Source organism: Streptomyces sp. CWNU-52B (assembly GCF_047444975.1).
Classification (GTDB): Bacteria; Actinomycetota; Actinomycetes; order Streptomycetales; family Streptomycetaceae; genus Streptomyces.
Genome location: NZ_JBLFJV010000050.1, coordinates 428174 through 447181, shown reverse-complemented (window position 1 = coordinate 447181; position 19008 = coordinate 428174). Strand labels below are relative to the sequence as shown.

The following is a 19008-nucleotide window of genomic DNA, read 5'->3' as shown; positions in this document are numbered from 1 at the left end:
ATTCCCGACCCGACCCCCGCGCCCCCTCCCCACCGTCCATACCGGTCGGTATGCTCGGCAGGGTCAGTGCGTCGCCGTTGCCGCCACCCCCTCCGGGAGGACCCGTGTCCAGTACCACCGACTCCCGTGCGGCCGACACCCGTACGGCCCTGCGCATCTGCCCGCTCTGCGAGGCCACCTGCGGGCTGACGCTCACCATCGAGGGGACCCGGGTGACGAGCGCGCGCGGGGACCGTGACGACGTGTTCAGCCAGGGGTTCATCTGTCCCAAGGGGGCGTCGTTCGGGGCCGCCGACAGCGACCCGGACCGGCTGCGCACCCCGCTGGTCCGCAAGGACGGGGAGCTGCGCGAGGCCACCTGGGAAGAGGCCTTCGACGCGGTCGCCGCCGGGCTCCGGCCGGTCGTCGAGCGGTACGGGCCGCACTCCGTCGGAGCCGTCCTCGGCAACCCGAACGTGCACACCATGGCCGGCGCGCTCTACCCCACCGTCCTGCTCGCCGGCCTCGGCACGCACAGCCTGTTCACCGCGTCCACGCTCGACCAGATGCCCAAGCACGTCTCCAGCGGCCTCCTCTTCGGCGACGCGAACGCGATCCCCGTACCCGATCTCGACCACACCGACCATCTGCTGCTGATCGGCGCCAACCCCCTGGAGTCCAACGGGAGTCTGTGCACCGCGCCCGACTTCCCCGGCAAGCTCAAGGCCCTCAAGGCGCGCGGCGGCACGCTCACCGTCATCGACCCCCGCCGCACCCGCACCGCCAAGCTCGCCGACCGGCACGTCGCCGTCCGCCCCGGCACCGACGCCCTGCTCCTCGCGGCGATGGCGTACGTCCTCTTCGACGAGCACCTCACCGACCTCGGCGAGCTCGGCGAACTGGTCCAAGGCCTCGACGAACTCCGCGACGCCGTACGGGACTTCACCCCCGAGGCGGCCGCCGGGGCCTGCGACGTCGACGCCGGCACCATCCGGGCGCTCGCCCGGGAGCTCGCCGCCGCGCCCACCGCCGCCGTCTACGGCCGCATCGGCAGCTGCACCGTCCCGCACGGCACCCTGGCCAGCTGGCTGGTCGACGTCCTCAACGTCCTCACCGGCAACCTCGACCGGCCTGGCGGCGCCCTCTTCCCGCAGGCCGCCACCGACCGCACACCCCGCCCCGCGGGACCCGGCCGCGGCTTCGCGCTCGGCCGCTGGCACAGCCGGGTGAGCCGGCACCCGGAGGCCAAGGGCGAACTGCCGCTCGCCGCGCTCGCCGAGGAGATCGACACCGCGACGGCCGAGGGCGAGCCGATCCGCGCCCTCGTCGTCATCGCCGCCAACCCCGTCCTCTCCGCCCCCGACGGCGACCGCCTCGACAAGGCCCTCGGCTCGCTCGACTTCATGGTCAGCGTCGACCCGTACCTGAACGAGACCTCGCGGCACGCCCATGTCGTACTGCCGCCGCCCCCGCCCTCGCAGAGCCCGCACCACGACTTCGCCTTCAACACCCTCGCCGTACGCAACCAGGTCCGCTACACCCGGGCCGCCGTCCCCCTGGAAGAGGGCAGGATGGCCGAGACGGAGATCCTGGCCCGGCTCGTCCTCGCCGCGACCGGCCTGCACGGCACCGACCCCTCCGCCGTCGACACCATGGTCATCGACCAGACCCTCGGCAAGGCCGTCAAGGAACAGCACTCGCCCGTATACGGTCGTGAACCCCGCGAACTGGCCGCCGCCCTCACCGGTGACACCGGTCCCGAGCGCCGCCTCGACCTGATGCTGCGCCTCGGCCCGTACGGCGACGGCTTCGGCGCCCGCCCCGAAGGGCTGACCCTGCGGCAACTCCTCGACCACCCGCACGGCATCGACCTCGGACCGCTCGCGCCACGCCTGCCGGGTCCCCTCAAGACCCGCAGCGGACTGGTCGAACTGCTTCCGGGGCCGCTCGCCGACGACCTGCCGCGGCTGCGCGACGCCCTGCGCAGGCGCCCGGAAGGCCTCGTCCTGGTCGGCCGCCGCCATCTGCGGTCCAACAACAGCTGGATGCACAACATCCCCGCCCTCACCGGCGGCACCAACCGCTGCACCCTGCACATCCACCCCGACGACGCCGAACGCCTCGGCGTCACCGACGGGGCACCAGTACGCGTGAAGGGCGCCGGGGGAGAGGTCGTCGCCCCCGCCGAGGTCACCGACTCCGTACGGCGCGGGGTCGTGAGCCTGCCGCACGGCTGGGGGCACGACCGGCCGGGCACCCGCACCCACCACGCCGCCGCCGACCCCGGCGTCAACGTCAACCAGCTCCTGGACGGCAGCCTGCTCGACCCGCTCTCCGGCACGGCGGTCCTCAACGGCGTACCCATCGAGATCGCCCCGACCAGCGCACCGCTGTGACCAGGAGTTCTGCGCTTATTGCTCTCGTGTCAACATCTTGTTAAGGCTTGTGGCCCCGACCTAACGTCACTCGAACCGCCGTCCCTGGTGGGAGTTCAAGGGCGAACGTTAGGTATCCACTCATGCTGACCATCCTCGGCTTCACCATGATCGCGACCTTCCTGGTCCTGATCATGCTGAAGAAGATGTCGCCGATCGCGGCGCTGGTGCTGATCCCGGCACTGTTCTGTGTGTTCGTCGGGAAGGGGGCCCAGCTCGGCGACTACGTCATCGAGGGGGTCGGCACCCTCGCGCCGACCGCCGCGATGCTGATGTTCGCCATCGTGTACTTCGGTGTGATGATCGATGTCGGCCTCTTCGACCCGATCGTCCGGGGCATCCTCAAGTTCTGCAAGGCCGACCCGATGCGCATCGTCGTCGGCACGGCCCTGCTCGCCGCGATCGTCTCCCTGGACGGCGACGGCTCGACCACCTTCATGATCACGGTCTCGGCGATGTACCCGCTGTACAAGCGCCTCAAGATGAGCCTCGTGGTGATGACCGGTGTCGCCGCCACCGCCAACGGCGTGATGAACACCCTGCCCTGGGGCGGTCCGACGGCCCGCGCCGCCACCGCGCTCAAGCTCGACGCCGGCGACATCTTCGTCCCGATGATCCCGGCGCTCGCCGTCGGCCTGGTCGCCGTGATCGCCCTCTCGTACGTACTCGGCCTGCGCGAGCGCAAGCGGCTCGGCGTGCTGAGCCTGGACGCGGTACTGGGGGACGAGCAGCGGGCGAACAGGACCGAGGTCGGGACCGAGGCTGAGGCCGAGACGGTGCTTGTCGGTGCGGGTGCCGGTGTCGCCGGCGGTTCGGGTGGTTCCGATGGCTCCGGTGGCGGCAAGGTGCGTTTCAGCAAGACCGCGGGGGGTGGCGGCGCCGGCACGGACGCCGAGGGCGACAACGAGGGCGAGGAGGACGACGTACGCCTCCAGGGGCTCGACCCGAACCGTGCGACGCTGCGGCCCAAGCTGTACTGGTTCAACGCGCTGCTCACGGTGGTCCTCCTCACCGCCATGATCATGGAACTGCTGCCGATCCCGGTCCTGTTCCTGCTCGCCGCCGCGCTCGCCCTGACGGTCAACTTCCCGCACATCCCGGACCAGCGGGAGCGCCTCGCCGCCCACGCCGACAACGTCCTCAACGTCTCCGGCATGGTCTTCGCCGCCGCCGTCTTCACCGGCGTCCTCCAGGGCACCGGCATGGTCGACTCCATGGCCGAGTGGCTCGTCGACGGCATCCCCGACGGCATGGGCCCGCACATGGCCGCCGTCACCGGGATCCTGAGCATCCCGCTCACGTACTTCATGTCGAACGACGGCTTCTACTTCGGAGTCCTGCCCGTCCTCGCCGAGGCGGGCGGCGCGCACGGCGTCTCACCGCTGGAGATCGCCCGCGCCTCCATCGTCGGCCAGCCGCTGCACATGTCGAGCCCGCTGGTCCCCGCCGTGTACGTGCTGGTCGGCATGGCCAAGGTGGACTTCGGGGACCACACCAGGTTCGTGGTCAAATGGGCGGCGCTCACGTCGCTCGTGGTGCTCGGCTCCGCGATCCTGTTCGGCATCATCTGATCCACGGCACCCGGCTGCCGCCCGGCCGGGAGGCCGGTCTCATCCCAGGGAGAACGTCACCATGAAGCCCGGTGGGAACCGCGGCTGGCTGCTCCGCCTGGTCATCGCCTTCAGCTTCTCGCAGGCGGCGGTGTCCATGGCACGACCCGCCGTCTCCTACCGGGCCCTCGCGCTCGGCGCCGACGAGCGTGCGATCGGTGTGATCGCCGGCGTGTACGCCCTGCTGCCGCTCTTCGCGGCCGTACCGCTCGGCCGCAGGACCGACCACGGCCGGTGCGCCCCGCTGCTCCCGGTGGGCGTCGTCCTCATCGCCGGGGGCTGCGCCCTCAGCGGTACGGCCGACTCGCTCACCGCGATGGCGGCCTGGAGCGGTGTGATGGGCCTCGGCCACCTCTCCTTCGTGATCGGCGCCCAGTCGCTGGTGGCCCGCCAGTCCGCGCCGCACGAACAGGACCGCAACTTCGGTCACTTCACCATCGGCGCCTCGCTGGGCCAGCTCGTCGGACCGATCGCCGCGGGCGCCCTGATCGGCGGCCCCGACATGGCGGGCACCAGCGCCCTCGCCCTGGTGGCCGCGGGCGCGCTCGCGGCGCTCTCGTTCGTCTCCCTGTGGCGCATAGAGCACCGCACGCTCGCCACGTCCCGTACCGGACAGGGCGCACGCGTGCCCGTGCACCGCATCCTGCGCACCCGGGGCGTGCCCGCGGGCATCTTCATCAGCCTCGCCGTGCTCTCCGCGACGGACATCCTCACCGCGTACCTGCCGGTGGTCGGCGAACACCGGGGCATCGCGCCCTCCGTGATCGGCCTGCTGCTCAGCCTGCGCGCGGCGGCGACCATCGCCTGCCGACTGGTGATGACGCCGATGCTGCGGGTGCTGGGCCGGGCCGCGCTGCTCGCCACGACCTGCCTCCTCGCGGCCCTGCTGTGCGCGGGGATCGCACTGCCCCTGCCGGTCTGGGGCCTCGCCGTGCTGCTCGCCCTGCTCGGGTTCTGCCTGGGCGTCGGCCAGCCCCTGTCGATGACCACCGTGGTGCAGGCCGCCCCGGGCGACGCGCGTTCCACCGCCCTCGCCCTGCGGCTGACGGGCAACCGGCTCGGCCAGGTCGCCGCGCCCGCCGCGGCGGGCCTGATCGCCGGGGTCGCGGGTGTGGCCGCGCCGTTCGTGATGCTCGGAGGGCTCCTGCTGATCGCCTCCGGGCTGGGACTCCGGCAGGGCCGGAGCGCCGCCACGGGCGCCGCCGGGACCGAGACGGAGGGAGCCGCGGCGGCTCCCTCCGCGACCGCACGACGGGTGCGGGCCGGACGCGGCCGGTCGGGCGGTTCCCCTCGTCCCTGACGGCCGGGGCCGCGCCCCGATCGGCAGCCGGAGGCCCTGGCGTCCAAAAACTAACACCGCTAGTTTGGAGCGCGGACGACGACGCACCCCCCGGGAGGACCACATGAAGGCACACGACGGCATGTACATCGACGGCGCGTGGCGCCCCGCGGCCGGGGAGGACACGATCGCCGTCGTGAACCCGGCCGACGAGCAGGTCATCGCCCTCGTGCCGGCCGGCACGATCGAGGACGTCGACGCCGCCGTCCGGGCCGCGCGCGCCGCCTTCCCGGCCTGGGCCGCCACCCCGCCCGCCGACCGCGCCGCACGCATCGGCGCCCTGCGGGACGTCCTCGTCGCCCGCAAGGACGAGATCGCCGGGACGGTCACCGCCGAACTCGGCTCGCCGTTGAAGTTCTCCCAGGCGGTGCACGTCGGAGCGCCGATCGCGGTCGCCGGTTCGTACGCCGACCTCGCCGCCTCGTACGCCTTCGAGGAGAAGGTCGGGAACTCCACCGTCCACCTGGAACCGGTCGGCGTCGTCGGCGCGATCACGCCCTGGAACTACCCGCTCCACCAGATCGTCGCCAAGGTCGCCCCCGCGCTCGCGGCCGGCTGCACGGTCGTGCTGAAGCCCGCCGAGGACACCCCGCTCACCGCCCAGCTCTTCGCCGAGGCGGTCCACGAAGCGGGCGTCCCGGCCGGCGTCTTCAACCTCGTCACCGGCCTCGGCCCGGTCGCGGGCCAGGCGCTCGCCGAGCACGAGGGCGTGGACCTGGTCTCCTTCACGGGCTCGACCGCCGTCGGCAGGCAGATCGGCGCCACGGCGGGCGCCGCCGTCAAGCGGGTCGCCCTGGAACTGGGCGGCAAGTCCGCCAACGTCATCCTGCCGAGCGCCGACCTGGCCAAGGCCGTGAACGTCGGCGTGGCCAACGTGATGTCCAACTCCGGCCAGACGTGCAGCGCCTGGACGCGCATGCTGGTCCACGACTCCCAGTACGACGAGGCGGTCTCCCTCGCCGCCGAGGCCGCCGGGAAGTACGGCGAGCGCATCGGCCCGGTCGTCAACGCCAAGCAGCGGGAACGCGTGCGGGGTTACATCGAGAAGGGGGTCGGCGAGGGCGCCCGCCTGGTCGCGGGCGGACCCGAATCCCCGAAGGAGCAGGGGTACTTCGTCAGCCCGACCGTCTTCGCCGACGTCACCCCCGGGATGGCGATCGCCCAGGAGGAGATCTTCGGCCCGGTCCTGTCGATCATCCGGTACGAGGACGAGGCGGACGCCCTGCGCATCGCGAACGGCACGGTGTACGGGCTCGCGGGCGCGGTGTGGGCCGGGGACGAGACGGAGGCCGTGGCCTTCGCGCGGCGCATGGACACTGGACAGATCGACATCAACGGCGGACGCTTCAACCCCATGGCCCCCTTCGGCGGTTACAAGCAGTCGGGCGTCGGACGCGAGCTGGGCTCGCACGGGCTGTCCGAGTACCTCCAGACCAAGTCCCTCCAGTTCTAGGAGCGTTGTACGCCATGGTCCGCGCCGCAGTTCTGCCCGCCGTCGGCTCTCCCCTGGAGATCACCGAGATCGACCTGCCGGAACCCGGCCCCGGACAGGTGCGGGTGCGCCTCGCCGCCGCCGGGGTCTGCCACTCCGACCTGTCCCTGTCCGACGGCACCATGCGCGTGCCGGTGCCCGCCGTGCTCGGCCACGAGGGGGCGGGCACCGTCGTCTCCGTCGGACCCGGTGTCGAGCGCATCGTGCCCGGCGATCCGGTGGTGCTCAACTGGGCGCCCTCCTGCGGCAGTTGCCACGCCTGTTCGCTGGGGGAGGTGTGGCTGTGCGCCAACGCCCTGACCGGGGCCGCGGACGTCTACGCACACCGTTCCTCCGACGGGACGGACCTGCACCCCGGGCTGAACGTCGCCGCCTTCGCGGAGGAGACGGTGGTGGCGGCCGCGTGCGTGCTGCCGGCGCCGGCCGGGATCCCGCTGCCGGACGCGGCCCTGCTCGGCTGCGCCGTCCTGACCGGCTACGGGGCCGTGCACTACTCGGCCCAGGTGTGCCCCGGCGAGACCGTGGCCGTCTTCGGGGCCGGCGGGGTGGGACTCGCGGCGATGCAGGCCGCACGGATCGCCGGCGCCTCGAAGATCGTGGCGGTCGACGTGTCGCCCGAGAAGGAGGCCCTGGCCCGTGAGGCCGGAGCCACGGAGTACGTGATCGCCTCGGCGGACACGGCGCGCGAGATCCGGGGCCTCACCGGCAAGCAGGGGGTGGACGTGGCCGTGGAGTGCGTGGGCCGGGCCGTCACGATCCGCACCGCGTGGGAGTCCACCCGCCGAGGTGGCCGGACGACGGTCGTCGGCATCGGCGGCAAGGACCAGCAGGTCACCTTCAACGCGCTGGAGCTCTTCCACTGGGGCCGCACGCTCGCCGGCTGCGTCTACGGCAACTCCGACCCGGCCCGCGACGTGCCGATCCTCGCCGAACACGTCCGGGCGGGGCGCCTGGACCTGGGCGCGCTCGTCACGGAACGGATCGGCCTGGACGGCATCCCGGCGGCGTTCGAGAACATGCTGGCGGGCAAGGGCGGACGGGCGCTGGTGATGTTCTAGGAGTCCGGGCCGACTCCTCGGTCTGTTCCGGCTGAGGTGTGTTCTGGCTGCGGGGAGGTGGGGGCCGGGCGCGCAGTTCCCCGCGCCCCTGCGGGCCGCCGCCTGGCGGGCCGCCGCCTGGCGGGGCGTCCTCGGTGGGGGTCAGTGGAGGGTCTCCGGGGGGATGCCCAGCAGGGTCGAGAGAGTTCTTTCGCCTCGGGGGGTCACCTTCACGGCTCGTTCCGAGCCGATGCGTACGCACCAACCCGTGTCCAGGGCGTGCCGGCACAGGGCCGCGCCCGCGACGCCCGCCAGGTGGGGGCGTCGTTCCGTCCAGTCCAGGCAGGCGCGGGCGAGCGGGCGCCGGCCGGTGCGTACGAGCGGGATGCCCAGGCCGTCGAACCAGCTCACCCCCTCGTCCGTGAGCGCGAACCCGGTGTCCTGGCGGAGCAGTCCGAGCCCGGTGAGCGCGTCGGTGACCGCGATGCCGAGGCGGCCGGCCAGGTGGTCGTAGCAGGTACGGCCCCGGGCCATCGCGCTGCCGGCGCCCGCCTCGCGCAGGGTGCGGGGCCGGGCGGCGGCCGAGGGGGCGACCTGGGCGACGAGGTCCTCGACGAGCTGGGCGACCCGGGCGTCGGCCAGCCGTACGTACCGGTGGCGCCCCTGCCGCTCCTCGGTGAGCAGCCCGCCCGCGACGAGCTTGCCCAGGTGCTCGCTGGCCGTCGACGCGGCGACCCCGGCGTGCCGTGCCAGTTCCCCGGCGGTCCACGCCCGCCCGTCGAGCAGCGCCAGCAGAAAGCCGGCCCGGGTCTCGTCGGCGACCAGTGAGGCAAGACCGGCGAGCCCCGCGGCCCCGCCGGCCCCCGTACGTGAGGAGGTCATGCACCCAGCATGAGCGACACACGGTTCGGCGCCGGCCGAAGGATCAGAGCCGGGGCGCGGCCCCGCTCCTCAGGGGCGCGGGGAACGGCGCGACCGGTCCCCACCGGCCCGCGGCACCGAACGCCCCGGACGTCCGGGCGCCCGGATGGCCTACCTCCGCAGCGCCGCGTACTGCAGAGCCAACCCGTCCAGCAGCGCGGTGAGCCCTGTCTCGAAGGCCCGTTCGTCGATCTTCTCCGGCTGCTCGGCGAGCAGGTGGGCCTGCCCGAGGTGCGGATAGTCCGCGGGATCGTACGCCGTCTCGTCGTCCACGAACCCGCCGGCGAACGAACCGAGCGCGGAGCCCGTCACGAAGTACCGCATCAGCGCCCCGATGGACGTGGCCTGCGCCGCGGGCCACCCCGCCCCCACCATCGCGCCGAACACCGCGTCCGCGACCCGCAGTCCGGCCGGCCGGCGCCCGGGACCCCGGGCCAGGACGGGCACGATGTTCGGGTGGTCGCGCAGGGCCGCCCGGTAGGAGAGGGCCCAGTCGTGCAGCGCGGTGCGCCAGTCCCGGCCGTCCTCGAACATCGACAGATCGACCTGCGCGCTCACCGAGTCCGCGACCGCCTCCAGGATCTGGTCCTTCGTCCTGAAGTGGTTGTAGAGGGACGGACCGCTCACCCCGAGCTCCGCGGCCAGCCTGCGGGTGGAGACCGCGGCGAGGCCCTCGGCGTCCACCAGGGTCCGGGCCGCCGCGACGATGCGGTCGGTGCTGAGGAGGGGCTTGCGCGGTCGTGCCATGGCGCACATAGTAGGGCTGCGCGCCAGAAACTAGCAGTGCTAATTAAAAGCTACGCCGAATCTGCGACAGATGTGACAGAGGTGGATCGTATGAACCTGGAACTCAGCGAGGAGCAGACCGCCGTCCGACGGCTGGCCAGGGACTTCGTCACGCGCGAGATCACCCCGAACGTGATCGCCTGGGACCGGGCGGAGGAGGTCGACCGCTCGATCGTGAAGAAGCTCGGCGAGGTCGGCTTCCTCGGTCTCACCGTCGACGAGGAGTACGGCGGCTCCGGCGGCGACCACCTCGCGTACTGCCTGGTGACGGAGGAGCTGGGCCGGGGCGACTCCTCGGTCCGGGGCATCGTCTCGGTCTCGCTCGGCCTCGTCGCCAAGACCGTCGCGTCCTGGGGGACCGAGGAGCAGAAGCGCCGGTGGCTGCCGGGGCTCACCTCCGGCGGGTACGTCGGCTGCTTCGGCCTCACCGAACCGGGCACGGGGTCGGACGCGGGCAACCTGTCGACCAGGGCGGTGCGCGACGGCGACACGTACGTCATCAGCGGCAGCAAGATGTTCATCACCAACGGGACCTGGGCGGACGTCGTACTGCTCTTCGCCCGCTCGACCGACGCCCCCGGACACAAGGGCGTCTCCGCCTTCCTCGTACCGGCCGACACCCCCGGCCTGACCCGCCGCGCCATCCACGGCAAGCTCGGCCTGCGCGGCCAGGCCACCGCCGAGCTGACCCTGGAGGACGTCCGGGTACCCGCCTCGGCCATGCTCGGACCCGAGGGCAAGGGCTTCACCGTCGCCATGTCCGCGCTGGCCAAGGGCCGGATGTCGGTGGCGGCGGGCTGTGTGGGGATCGCCCAGGCCGCGCTGGATGCCGCCGTGACGTACGCGACCGAGCGAGAGCAGTTCGGCAGGACCATCGCCCACCACCAGCTCGTACAGGAACTGATCAGCGACATCGCGGTGGACGTGGACGCGGCACGGCTGCTCACCTGGCGCGTGGCCGATCTGGTCGACCGCGGCGAACCGTTCGCCACCGAGTCCTCGAAGGCCAAGCTGTTCGCCTCGGAGGCCGCGGTGCGCGCCGCGAACAACGCCCTCCAGGTCTTCGGCGGTTACGGCTACATCGACGAGTACGCGGCCGGGAAGCTCCTGCGCGACGCCCGCGTGATGACGCTCTACGAGGGCACCAGCCAGATACAGAAGCTCCTCATCGGACGGGCCCTGACCGGGGTTTCGGCCTTCTGAACGGCTGGCCGGGTCCCCGTGTGAGTACGCGTCTGAGTACGCGAGCGGATGTGGCGCGGGCCACCGCCGCCGATCCTGGTCGCATGAGTGAGACACCGGTCAAGCAGCAGTCCACCGCCGCCTTCTACGGCCAGGCGGTCGCCTCGTTCGGCGTGGCCGCCGTCGCCACCACCATCGGGATCTTCAAGCTGGAGGCCGACACCTGGGTGCGGGCCTTCCTCGGGATCGCCGTGCTGTATCTCGTCACCTCCGCGTTCACCCTCGCCAAGGTGATCCGCGACCGGCAGGAGGCCGGGCAGATCGTCAGCCGCGTCGACCAGGCCCGCCTGGAGAAGATCCTCGCCGACCACGACCCCTTCGAAAAGCGGCAAGGGCCCTGAGCGGGCACGCTAAGCGCTCGCTCAGTATCGGGGGTATGGTGTTCGCTCTGCCACTGGAAGGGGCGAACGAGCGATGAGTACGGCGGAGGAGACGGCCGGCGGCGAGGTGCAGCCGTGGGCCGAGGTCACCCCGGACGCGGCCCGGCGGCTGCTCGTCGCCGCGGTGGAGGCCTTCGCCGAGCGCGGGTACCACGCGACGACGACCCGGGACATCGCGGGCCGGGCGGGGATGAGCCCGGCCGCGCTCTACATCCACTACAAGACCAAGGAAGAACTGCTCCACCGGATCAGCAGGATCGGCCACGAGAAGGCCCTCGACATCCTGCGGACCGCGTCCGGCCGGGAGGGCAGCCCGGCCGAGCGGCTCGCCGACGCCGTGAGCTCCTTCGTGCGCTGGCACGCCGGTGGGCGCACCACCGCGCGGGTCGTGCAGTACGAACTGGACTCGCTCGGTCCGGAGGCCCGCGCGGAGATCATCGCCCTGCGCCGGCAGGTCGACGCCGAGGTGCGTGCGATCATCGAGGACGGCGTGGCCGCGGGGGACTTCGACGTCCCGGACGTACCGGGCACCACCCTCGCGGTGCTGTCCCTGTGCATCGACGTGGCCCGCTGGTTCAACGTGGCAGGCCCCCGCACCCCGGAGATGGTCGGCGAGCTGTACGCGGACCTGGTGCTGAGGATGGTCGGCGCGCGGGGGTGACCGGCCTCGGTCAGAAGTAGTACCGGGACACTGACTCGGCCACGCAGACCGGCTTCTCGCCGCCCTCGCGCTCGACGGTGAAGCCGATGGACACCTGTACGCCGCCCGGCACCTCGTCGACCCCCGTGATCTTCGCCGTGGCCCGCAGCCGCGAGCCGACCGGGACCGGCGCGGGGAAGCGCACCTTGTTCGTCCCGTAGTTGACGCCCATCTTGACGTCCTCGACCTTGATCAGCTGAGGTCCGAACAGCGGCAGCAGCGACAGCGTGAGGTACCCGTGGGCGATGGTCGTCCCGAAGGGGCCCGTCGCGGCCCTCGCCGGATCCACGTGGATCCACTGGTGGTCGCCCGTCGCCTCGGCGAACAGGTCGATCCGCTTCTGGTCGACCTCCAGCCACTCGCTGTGCCCCAACTGCTCACCCACCGCCGCCTTCAGCTCGTCGGCTGACGTGAAGATCCTCGGCTCCGCCATGTCCCGGCCTCTCGCGTTGCTGTGTCCCGCCCAGTATGCCTAAGCAACTGCTTAGCATGGTGGGGTGGGAGGCCCCCTGTCAACGGACCGGAGGTGTGACGCGCTGGGTAGGCTTCGAAAGGTGCCTCAGATTCCCGAGAAGATCCATGAACTCACGGTCGGCCAGTTGTCGGCCCGTAGTGGAGCCGCCGTCTCGGCCCTGCACTTCTACGAGTCCAAGGGCCTGATCCGCAGCCGTCGCACCACGGGCAACCAGCGCCGCTACCACCGTGACGCCCTGCGCCGGGTCGCCTTCGTACGGGCCGCGCAGCGCGTCGGCATCCCGCTGGCCACGATCCGTGAGGCGCTCGCCGAACTCCCCGAGGAACGGACGCCGACACGGGAGGACTGGGCCCGGCTCTCGGCGGCGTGGCGTTCCGAACTCGACGAACGCATCAAACAGTTGGGCCGCCTGCGCGACCACCTCACCGACTGCATCGGCTGCGGCTGCCTCTCCCTGGAGAACTGCGTACTGTCCAACCCCGACGACGCCTTCGGCCAACGGCAGAGCGGCTCACGCCTCATGGTGGAGCACGGCCGCCGGGCTCCGGAGCAGGAGAAGGAAGCCCCCGGCGACTGCCACTGAGTCCGCCGGGCAGGCGAGACCGCGGTCACCGCTGTTTCGCCGAGCGGGGCTCAGGAGGCCCCGGCCCCGTACCGCACCAGTGCCCCCTCACCGGCCGGGCGTCGGGCGCCGCCCCGCTCCCCACGCAGCAGCACAGGGCGCCCGTGCCAGTTGACGGAGGCGTGGCCGGGCAGGATGGTCCAGGTGTGCACGCGCGCCGTGCGATCCGGCTCGGCCCCGGTGTCCGTGGTCGCGCCGGCAGGCACCGCCGCCGGACCCGCGCCCCTCGTTCGCACAGCCCCGCGCCATGCCCCGACGGTGCCGGGCGGCACCGACAACCGGAGACCGGGAGACCGAGAGGGGGACGGGCGATGAGCCTGGCCATCTGTTCGCTCAAGTGGGAAGCCGCGCACACGGGGGCCCAGCGGATCACGTACGACAGCGACGGGTACCACCTCGTGCGCTTCCCGTACGTCACGGGGGAAGAGCAGTACGACCGCTGGGACATGCACCATCCGGCGAAGGGCGGCACCACCGCGTCGACGTTCCCCGACGCCCGCTCGGGCCTCATCTGGCCGAGCCACGACGGCCGGGGCGTCCTGTCCGCGCTGGTCTTCTGGGAGGCCGACGCACACGGCCTGGAGTACCGGGCGCGGTTCGTGCGCGACCCGCTGAACCTCACGACGGGCTACAACTCGACGGCCACCACCGACATCGCACCCACCAGGGGCGGGCAGTACCGCTCCTACCTGTGGCAGATGTTCGTCCACCCGGACACGCCGGTCGCACTGAAGGTCTCCGTGCGCGGCGCGGGTGACGTGAAGATCGCCACCCCGCTGATGCTCGCCGAGTTCAAGCTCGCCATCCACACCGACGTACACGTCCCGTAGGTACTCGCCCGGGGGTGCGGCTGAGCCGGGCGGGCCGGCGGCGCACCCCCGGCAGCACTAACCGGCCACCGCGACCAGCAGGCGGCCTCTCCTGCACTCCGCCAGGGCCTCGGGGGTGAGAACCGGTCGGGGGACCACTATTCCGCAGGCCGTGCAGACCGGGCCCGAGGACGGCTCGTGGGCCAGGTCGTACTTCCAGACGAGGCGCTCGCCCGTGCAGACCGGGCAGACGGCGCCCGGCTCGCGCTCCAGGGCCGCGATGAGCCGGCGCAGCACCTCGGCCAGCGGCTCATGGGGGTGCACCTCGGGGTCGTCGCACCAGGCGACCCCGAAACCGCCCCAGGTGAGCCGGTGCCAGTCGTCCACGCTGCCGGGACTGCGCAGACCGTCGTGCTTCTCCTTCTTGCGGCGCTGGGCGAACGCGACCTCGTAGGCGAGCCAGACGGAGCGGGCCTCCTCCAGTTCGTCCAGTGCGGCCACGAGCCGCGCCGGATCGGGGGACCGGTCCTCGGGGCCGAACCCGGCCCGGGAGCACAGATGGTCCCAGGTCGCCCGGTGACCGTAAGGAGCGAACCGCTCAAGGCACTTGCGCAGTGAATAGCGCCGCAGTGCCAGATCACTCCTCGGGTCGCGCACCTGTCTCGCCAGACTCCGGAATCCCGCCATCGCCCTGCACCTCCGTCACACCTGCACCTGTACTTCGGTCACTTCGGCGTCGTCGTAAGGACGTCGCCGAATAGACGTATCGACACGCGATTCGGCTCCATCTGTTTTTCGGCGACCGCCGCTGAACCGCCGATCCGCCGGTTATCGGCCACCCGCAAGGCAGTTGTCGGCCGTCTGCCGAGCTTTTCGCGGCCGTCGGCCCCTGACGGTCGGCGGCCCCGGCTGGGCCCGTCGGCTCCTCCGGTGCCAAAAGTGACGCATGTTCATCTTCAAACACGGGGATACCGGCGGTAACGTCCGGCACATCCCCGTCGTGAGGAGTCAGCCATGCCTCGGCGTACCCCACGCACCATCCTTGACAGACTGAGAACTCCCCGCGGATTCCCCAAGTTCCTCACGGGAGCTTCCGTATGTGTTCTCATTACCGGCCTTTTGTCACCGCTTTCCCAGGCGGTCGCCGCCGACACCCCCCGCGCGGCGGCGAACGACTACTGCGGCGGTCAGTGTTCCGACATTCTTCCGCCAGGTCAGAACGGCAATGCGACCCTCGCCGAGATCATTCTCAACCAGGCCTTCGGCACCCAGCCCGCCCACGCGGAGGACCAGCTGGCGCCTTACGGGAGTCTGGCGTCGGGCCACTCCACCCTCACCGACGCCAAAATTAATGACTTCTTCAGGGACGCCTCGTTCGGTGTCCCCGCCGATCAGGTCGAATCCACGCTGAAGCCCGCCGGGCGCACCGACGTGACGATCGTCCGTGACAAGAAGACCGGCGTGCCGCACATCACGGGCACCACCCGCTACGGAACCGAGTTCGGCGCCGGTTACGCGGCCGCCCAGGACCGGCTCTGGCTGATGGACGTCTTCCGGCACGTCGGCCGGGGCAAACTGACCCCCTTCGCGGGCGGAGCCCCGTCCAACCAGGGTCTGGAACAGGAGTTCTGGCGCCACGCCCCCTACACCGAGGCCGATCTGCAGGCCCAGATCGACAGCGCCGTCGCCACGAACGGCGCCCGCGGCCAGCAGGCGCTCGCCGACGTCAGGGCGTACCTCGCCGGCATCAACTCCTACATAGACGCCTCCGACAGCGGCCGCTACTTCCCCGGCGAGTACGTCCTGACCGGCCACAAGGACTCCATCACCAACGCCGGGACCATCGAGCACTTCAAGGAGACCGACCTGGTCGCCCTCGCCTCGGTCATCGGCGCGCTCTTCGGCTCCGGGGGCGGCGGCGAGGTCAACAACGCCGTCTCGCTGCTCGCCGCCCAGTCCAAGTACGGCGTGGCGAAGGGCACCGAGGTCTGGGAGTCCTTCCGCGAGCGCAACGACCCCGAGGCCGCGCTCACCGTCCACGACGGCGAGAGCTTCCCGTACGCCACCAAACCGGCCGACCCGAAGGGCGCGGCCCTGCCCACCGCCGGCACGCTCAGCGAGGAACCGCTGGTCTACGACCGCACGGGCAGCGCCGCCACCGCCACGGCCACCGGGACGACCGCCTCGGCGACGGCGAGCGCCCTCAGCTCCGCCCGGCGCGGTATGTCCAACGCCCTCGTGGTGAGCGGCGACCACACCGCGAGCGGCCACCCCGTCGCCGTCTTCGGACCGCAGACCGGCTATTTCGCGCCACAGCTGCTCATGCTCCAGGAGATCCAGGGACCGGGGCTCAGCGCCCGCGGCGCCTCCTTCGCGGGCCTGAGCATGTACGTCGAACTCGGCCGCGGCCAGGACTACGCGTGGAGCGCCACGACCTCGGGCCAGGACATCATCGACACGTACGCCGTCGAGCTGTGCCAGGACGACACGCACTACCTCTACCGCGGCACCTGCACGGCCATGGAGAAGATCGAGCAGACCAACGCGTGGAAGCCCACCACCGCCGACGGCACCGCGGCCGGCTCGTACCGCATGCAGGTCTGGCGGACCAAGTACGGGCCGGTCACCCACCGGGCCACGGTCGACGGCAAGAAGGTCGCCTACACCTCGCTGCGCTCCTCCTTCATGCACGAGGCCGACTCGATCATCGGCTTCCAGATGCTCAACGACCCGGACTACGTGCAGAGCCCCCAGACCTTCCAGGCGGCGGTGCAGCACATCAACTTCACGTTCAACTGGTTCTACGCCGACTCGCGGCACACCGCGTACTACAACAGCGGCGACAACCCCGTACGCGCCACCGGCGTCGACGCGGAGTTCCCGGTCTGGGCGCAGCCGGCGTACGAGTGGCGGAACTGGACGCCGACGACGAACACCGCCGACTACACCCCGGCGTCGGCCCACCCGAACTCCATCGACCAGGACTACTACATCTCCTGGAACAACAAGCAGGCCAAGGACTACACCACGGCCTCCTGGGGCAACGGCTCCGTCCACCGCGGCGACCTCCTGGAGGACCGGGTGCGGAAACTGGTGACCGCGGGCGGGGTGACCCGGGCGTCCCTCACCAAGGCGATGGCCGACGCGGCCCTCGCCGACCTGCGCGCCGAGGACGTGCTGCCGAAGCTGCTGCAGGTCGTCAACAGCTCGCCGGTCACCGACACGACGGCCGCGGCGGCGGTCACGAAGCTGTCCGCCTGGGTGACGGCGGGCGCCAAGCGCAAGGAGACCTCGGCGGGTTCGAAGGCGTACGCCGACGCCGAGGCGATCCGGCTCCTGGACGCCTGGTGGCCGCTGCTGGTGAAGGGCGAGTTCGAACCCGGCCTCGGCAGCGGCCTCTACACCGCCCTGACGAACAACCTCCCGGTGGACGAGGCCCCTTCGGCGGGACACGGGCCCACCGGCTCGCACGCCGGCAGCTCCTTCCAGTACGGCTGGTGGAGTTACGTCCACAAGGACATCAGGGCGGTGCTCGGCGAGTCGGTCCAGGGAGGTCTCGCCCAGCCGTACTGCGGCGGCGGCGTGCTCAGCGCCTGCCGGGACATCCTGATCAGCACGCTCAAGCAGGCGGCCGGCCGGACCGCGGCCCAGGTCTACCCCGGTGACGAGCTCTGCTCGGCGGGCGACCAGTGGTGCGCCGACTCGATCAACCAGCGGACCCTGGGCGGCATCAAGCACGGCAGGATCAGCTGGCAGAACCGGCCGACCTACCAGCAGGTCGTGGAGTTCACCTCGCACCGGTGACACGGGTACGTGCGCAGCGGCGGCGGGTCAGCTGATGCGGCCCGCCGCCAGTACCACCCTGGCCAGTTCCCGATGGCAGATGTCGCTGTGGGCGCCCGAGGGGCGTCCGCCGCGCCGCACCACCGCGGACGCGTCGATGTTCACGCACCCCGAGGCGGGCAGTTTCGCCCGCAGCGCGTCGGAGAGCGTGAACACCTTCGTGCCGGCCACCGCCTGCACCCCGTCGTGGCCCAACGCGCCCCACCGGGCGCCGAGCAGAGGGGGGACGCCGAGACCGGCGACGGTCCGGTCGTCGCCCGCCGTGCGGGAGGCCAGCGGGTAGATGGTGCCGAGCGCCGAGTCGAAGCGGGAGAAGCAGCAGACCAACGGCCCGTCTATCCGGTCCTGTTGGCCGTGCAGCACACCGCCGGACCGCGCCTCGTGCGGCAGCCGCGCCGCGAACGCGTAGTGCGAGAAGGCCGCCTGGAGCAGCGTCACGGACTTCACGGTCCGCACCCCCTTGGGCAGCCCGCGCAGCGCGAACGACACCAGGCGCCCGCCGAAGCTGTGCCCCACGAGGTGGACGCGCACCCCGGGCGCCGCCTGGGCGAGCCGTCCGACCAGCCGTCCGAGCCCGCGCTCACCGACCGCGCCGGCCCGCCGCTTCATCGCGAAGTAGGTGGCCTGGCGCAGCAGTTCGTGCGCCCCGTCCCAGGCGCTCGGGAGGGCGGCGGACGCGGCCCGGGGCGCTTCGCCGCCGGGCCCGGCTCCCGCCGCCTCGCCGTCCTCCGCGAGCGCCCGCGCGAACTCGTGGCAGATCTCCGCCGTGTTCCCGAGGAACATCTCCGGATCGCCGTGGGGTCCCGTCTCGGTCCGGGTGTCCGCGGCGAAGGCGGCGCCCGGTGCCTCCGGGCGCAGCTCGACGAGCAGCCGCACCAGCCGCCCGTACTCCTCCAACGCGGCCTCGCCCTCCGGCTGCTGGTCGAGCATCCGGGCGATCTGGTCGATCAGCGTGGCGCGGCCGGGGAAGGCCGTCAGCAGGGCGCCCCGGGTGCCCTTGGCCAGGGCCGGGCCCACGGACACCGCGGTCACGGTCCGCTCGAAGTCGGGGATCGGCTCGTCGGAGAACCGCATCGACGGCCAGATCACCCCGACGTACCCGAGCCGGGCGTTCGGCGCGAGAGCGGGGACCGGCTCGAAGAAGCGGCTGTAGAGCCGGGTCGCCGCCGAGCGGTCGTTGTTCCAGCCGTGCGCGAACACGATCAGGTCCTTGACGCCCCGCTCCACCACCTCCCGCAGGAGCCGGTCGCGCTGCCTGCCGTCCACGTCCCCGTCCGCGTCGAACGTCAGCTCCCAGTACGGGCTCACGCCCACTGCGGTATCCGTCATGACGAGCCC

General features: G+C 71.9%; 17 protein-coding genes. 11 read left to right on the top strand and 6 right to left on the bottom strand.

Annotated features, from left to right (window positions below; genetic code table 11):
- The first annotated feature begins 50 nt into the window (after positions 1-50).
- The 5 genes from ACLVWQ_RS34820 (at position 51) to ACLVWQ_RS34800 (ending at position 7913) form a co-directional block, all read left to right on the top strand.
- Positions 51-2375 (top strand): molybdopterin oxidoreductase family protein, encoded by a 2325-nt coding sequence (locus ACLVWQ_RS34820; RefSeq protein ID WP_414113237.1) that lies wholly within the window; start codon positions 51-53, stop codon positions 2373-2375.
- A 122-nt stretch (positions 2376-2497) separates the two neighbouring features.
- Entirely contained in the window at positions 2498-3985 is a 1488-nt protein-coding gene (locus tag ACLVWQ_RS34815; RefSeq protein ID WP_414113236.1) for a CitMHS family transporter, read from the top strand.
- Positions 3986-4046: 61 nt separating this feature from the next.
- Positions 4047-5324 carry an MFS transporter gene (locus ACLVWQ_RS34810; protein WP_414113235.1) on the top strand — a complete coding sequence of 426 codons (1278 nt, stop codon included), beginning with the start codon at positions 4047-4049 and terminating at the stop codon, positions 5322-5324.
- A 103-nt stretch (positions 5325-5427) separates the two neighbouring features.
- A complete protein-coding gene (locus ACLVWQ_RS34805; RefSeq protein WP_414113234.1) occupies positions 5428-6816 on the top strand; it encodes an aldehyde dehydrogenase family protein in 1389 nt (462 codons plus the stop codon).
- A gap of 14 nt (positions 6817-6830) precedes the next feature.
- Positions 6831-7913, top strand: a complete 1083-nt coding sequence (locus tag ACLVWQ_RS34800; RefSeq protein ID WP_414113233.1) for a Zn-dependent alcohol dehydrogenase — start codon at positions 6831-6833, stop codon at positions 7911-7913.
- A 141-nt stretch (positions 7914-8054) separates the two neighbouring features.
- Here ACLVWQ_RS34800 and ACLVWQ_RS34795 read toward each other — a convergent pair whose 3' ends face one another.
- Together ACLVWQ_RS34795 and ACLVWQ_RS34790 are read right to left on the bottom strand one after the other, a co-directional pair.
- On the bottom strand, positions 8055-8774 hold the full coding sequence (locus tag ACLVWQ_RS34795) for an ArsR/SmtB family transcription factor (RefSeq protein ID WP_414113232.1): 720 nt from the start codon (positions 8772-8774) through the stop codon (positions 8055-8057).
- Positions 8775-8924: 150 nt separating this feature from the next.
- Positions 8925-9560 carry a TetR/AcrR family transcriptional regulator gene (locus ACLVWQ_RS34790; protein WP_414113231.1) on the bottom strand — a complete coding sequence of 212 codons (636 nt, stop codon included), beginning with the start codon at positions 9558-9560 and terminating at the stop codon, positions 8925-8927.
- 90 nt (positions 9561-9650) lie between these two features.
- Between ACLVWQ_RS34790 and ACLVWQ_RS34785 the strand changes: the two genes are divergently transcribed.
- The 3 genes from ACLVWQ_RS34785 to ACLVWQ_RS34775 all read left to right on the top strand — a co-directional run bounded on the left by ACLVWQ_RS34785 (position 9651) and on the right by ACLVWQ_RS34775 (position 11882).
- Positions 9651-10802 (top strand): acyl-CoA dehydrogenase family protein, encoded by a 1152-nt coding sequence (locus ACLVWQ_RS34785; RefSeq protein ID WP_414113230.1) that lies wholly within the window; start codon positions 9651-9653, stop codon positions 10800-10802.
- An 83-nt stretch (positions 10803-10885) separates the two neighbouring features.
- Entirely contained in the window at positions 10886-11182 is a 297-nt protein-coding gene (locus ACLVWQ_RS34780; protein WP_414113229.1) for a YiaA/YiaB family inner membrane protein, read from the top strand.
- 73 nt (positions 11183-11255) lie between these two features.
- Entirely contained in the window at positions 11256-11882 is a 627-nt protein-coding gene (locus ACLVWQ_RS34775) for a TetR/AcrR family transcriptional regulator (protein ID WP_414113228.1), read from the top strand.
- Between the two features lie 10 nt (positions 11883-11892).
- Here ACLVWQ_RS34775 and ACLVWQ_RS34770 read toward each other — a convergent pair whose 3' ends face one another.
- Complete coding sequence (locus tag ACLVWQ_RS34770) at positions 11893-12354, bottom strand: MaoC family dehydratase (protein ID WP_414113227.1); 462 nt, start codon at positions 12352-12354, stop codon at positions 11893-11895.
- Positions 12355-12475: 121 nt separating this feature from the next.
- On the opposite strand from ACLVWQ_RS34770, the gene soxR reads away from it, so the two are divergent.
- The gene (soxR, locus tag ACLVWQ_RS34765) at positions 12476-12979 is read left to right on the top strand and encodes a redox-sensitive transcriptional activator SoxR (RefSeq protein WP_414113226.1); all 504 of its coding nucleotides are present in this window, start codon (positions 12476-12478) and stop codon (positions 12977-12979) included.
- A gap of 50 nt (positions 12980-13029) precedes the next feature.
- Here soxR and ACLVWQ_RS34760 read toward each other — a convergent pair whose 3' ends face one another.
- Positions 13030-13224: a hypothetical protein gene (locus ACLVWQ_RS34760; RefSeq protein ID WP_414113225.1), complete on the bottom strand. Its 195-nt coding sequence runs from the start codon at positions 13222-13224 to the stop codon at positions 13030-13032.
- A 105-nt stretch (positions 13225-13329) separates the two neighbouring features.
- On the opposite strand from ACLVWQ_RS34760, the gene ACLVWQ_RS34755 reads away from it, so the two are divergent.
- Positions 13330-13848 (top strand): hypothetical protein, encoded by a 519-nt coding sequence (locus ACLVWQ_RS34755; RefSeq protein ID WP_414113224.1) that lies wholly within the window; start codon positions 13330-13332, stop codon positions 13846-13848.
- Between the two features lie 57 nt (positions 13849-13905).
- Here ACLVWQ_RS34755 and ACLVWQ_RS34750 read toward each other — a convergent pair whose 3' ends face one another.
- Entirely contained in the window at positions 13906-14514 is a 609-nt protein-coding gene (locus ACLVWQ_RS34750; RefSeq protein ID WP_414113223.1) for a hypothetical protein, read from the bottom strand.
- A gap of 327 nt (positions 14515-14841) precedes the next feature.
- On the opposite strand from ACLVWQ_RS34750, the gene ACLVWQ_RS34745 reads away from it, so the two are divergent.
- Positions 14842-17631, top strand: coding sequence for a penicillin acylase family protein (locus ACLVWQ_RS34745; protein WP_414113222.1), 2790 nt, complete (start codon positions 14842-14844; stop codon positions 17629-17631).
- Positions 17632-17658: 27 nt separating this feature from the next.
- Here the strand turns inward: ACLVWQ_RS34745 and ACLVWQ_RS34740 are convergent, their stop codons facing one another.
- Positions 17659-18999 (bottom strand): serine-threonine protein kinase, encoded by a 1341-nt coding sequence (locus ACLVWQ_RS34740; protein WP_414113221.1) that lies wholly within the window; start codon positions 18997-18999, stop codon positions 17659-17661.
- Positions 19000-19008: the final 9 nt, after the last annotated feature.

Excerpts from the sequence above, each read along its gene's own strand:
- ACLVWQ_RS34810 (WP_414113235.1), top strand. The coding sequence starts at position 4,047 with ATGAAGCCCGGTGGGAACCGCGGCTGGCTGCTCCGCCTGGTCATCGCC.
- ACLVWQ_RS34755 (WP_414113224.1), top strand. The coding sequence starts at position 13,330 with ATGAGCCTGGCCATCTGTTCGCTCAAGTGGGAAGCCGCGCACACGGGG.
- ACLVWQ_RS34800 (WP_414113233.1), top strand. The coding sequence starts at position 6,831 with ATGGTCCGCGCCGCAGTTCTGCCCGCCGTCGGCTCTCCCCTGGAGATC.
- ACLVWQ_RS34805 (WP_414113234.1), top strand. The coding sequence starts at position 5,428 with ATGAAGGCACACGACGGCATGTACATCGACGGCGCGTGGCGCCCCGCG.
- ACLVWQ_RS34740 (WP_414113221.1), bottom strand. The coding sequence starts at position 18,999 with ATGACGGATACCGCAGTGGGCGTGAGCCCGTACTGGGAGCTGACGTTC.
- ACLVWQ_RS34820 (WP_414113237.1), top strand. The coding sequence starts at position 51 with ATGCTCGGCAGGGTCAGTGCGTCGCCGTTGCCGCCACCCCCTCCGGGA.
- ACLVWQ_RS34815 (WP_414113236.1), top strand. The coding sequence starts at position 2,498 with ATGCTGACCATCCTCGGCTTCACCATGATCGCGACCTTCCTGGTCCTG.
- ACLVWQ_RS34780 (WP_414113229.1), top strand. The coding sequence starts at position 10,886 with ATGAGTGAGACACCGGTCAAGCAGCAGTCCACCGCCGCCTTCTACGGC.
- ACLVWQ_RS34790 (WP_414113231.1), bottom strand. The coding sequence starts at position 9,560 with ATGGCACGACCGCGCAAGCCCCTCCTCAGCACCGACCGCATCGTCGCG.
- ACLVWQ_RS34775 (WP_414113228.1), top strand. The coding sequence starts at position 11,256 with ATGAGTACGGCGGAGGAGACGGCCGGCGGCGAGGTGCAGCCGTGGGCC.
- ACLVWQ_RS34795 (WP_414113232.1), bottom strand. The coding sequence starts at position 8,774 with ATGACCTCCTCACGTACGGGGGCCGGCGGGGCCGCGGGGCTCGCCGGT.
- ACLVWQ_RS34785 (WP_414113230.1), top strand. The coding sequence starts at position 9,651 with ATGAACCTGGAACTCAGCGAGGAGCAGACCGCCGTCCGACGGCTGGCC.
- ACLVWQ_RS34750 (WP_414113223.1), bottom strand. The coding sequence starts at position 14,514 with ATGGCGGGATTCCGGAGTCTGGCGAGACAGGTGCGCGACCCGAGGAGT.
- ACLVWQ_RS34770 (WP_414113227.1), bottom strand. The coding sequence starts at position 12,354 with ATGGCGGAGCCGAGGATCTTCACGTCAGCCGACGAGCTGAAGGCGGCG.
- ACLVWQ_RS34745 (WP_414113222.1), top strand. The coding sequence starts at position 14,842 with ATGCCTCGGCGTACCCCACGCACCATCCTTGACAGACTGAGAACTCCC.